Consider the following 1,199-nt stretch of genomic DNA (forward strand, 5'->3'; position numbering starts at 1 on the left):
TGTAGTAGCTCAGACTTGATCTGACAGTTACCCATTTTTTATGGTGTCTGTCAGCTTAGATTTGAGCTAGATTTTTATCTGCCCAAATCTGTTTCCCATCCAATAATGTTTCAAGTGGCGTTCGACCACAGCACATTTTGCCTTGATGAGTTCGATCATTGTTGTAGTAATTTATCCATGCGTCTAGATCTTTTTGCAACATTTCTAAATTATCGTATAGCTTTTTTCGGAAAGTAACCTGATAAAATTCATTCAAAATTGTCTTATGGAACCGTTCACAAATACCATTCGTTTGCGGTGACATTGCCTTAGTTTTTGTATGATCGATATCATTTATTGCTAGGTATAACTGGTAGTCATGCTGCTCAACTCGCCCGCAGTATTCTGTTCCCCTATCAGTCAATATTCGTAGCATAGGAAGCTCGTGTTGTTCGAAATAAGGCAGAACTTTATCGTTGAGCATATCTGCTGCGGTGATTGGTGTTTTTGTCGTATAGAGCTTGGCAAACGCTACCTTGCTATAAGTATCGACGAAAGTCTGTTGGTAGATCCTACCCACACCTTTTAGGTTACCGACATAGAACGTATCTTGTGAGCCGAGGTAGCCTGGATGATGAGTTTCTATCTCGCCACATGCTTCATCATCATGTTTTTTCTTTTCAAGAGCAGCAACTTGGGCATCGGTTAGTATAATTCCGTCATTGGCGACCTTGCCCTCTAATGCTTTAAGCCGTTTCTTAAAGTTTTCTAGGTTATGGCGAAGCCAAATAGAGCGAACACCACTACCTGACACAAATATCCCCAGCTTACGCAGTTCATTACTGGTTCTATGTTGGCCATGAGCAGGAAAGTCGATAGCATATTTAATTACTGACTGTTCAGTCGCTTCGTCAACTCGATTCTTCAGATTAGGTGTTCTGCGTGTCTTTTCAATTAAGGCGTCAATACCACCATCTTCAACAAGTTCTTGATAGCGATAAAATGTATCTCTAGAGACACCCATTACTTTACATGCTCGAGATACGTTACCCAGCTCTTCAGCTAAATTGAGTAAACCTGCTTTGTGTTTAATGATTGGATTGTTAGTATGCAACATGAGAGTTACCTTTGGTTTTGATTAAAAGATTCGACACCTTTATCAAAACGGGTAACTCTCACTTTTTCAAGTTGAATGTCAGATCAAGTCGAAACTAATACAC

General features: G+C 39.9%; 1 protein-coding gene. It reads right to left on the reverse strand.

What is annotated here, in order from left to right; translation table 11 throughout:
• Positions 1-55: 55 nt before the first annotated feature.
• Positions 56-1,096 carry an IS481 family transposase gene (locus BCU94_RS18930; protein ID WP_102477234.1) on the reverse strand — a complete coding sequence of 347 codons (1,041 nt, stop codon included), beginning with the start codon at positions 1,094-1,096 and terminating at the stop codon, positions 56-58.
• Positions 1,097-1,199 lie beyond the last annotated feature (103 nt).

Source organism: Shewanella sp. 10N.286.52.C2 (assembly GCF_002874545.1).
Lineage (GTDB): Bacteria > Pseudomonadota > Gammaproteobacteria > Enterobacterales > Shewanellaceae > Shewanella.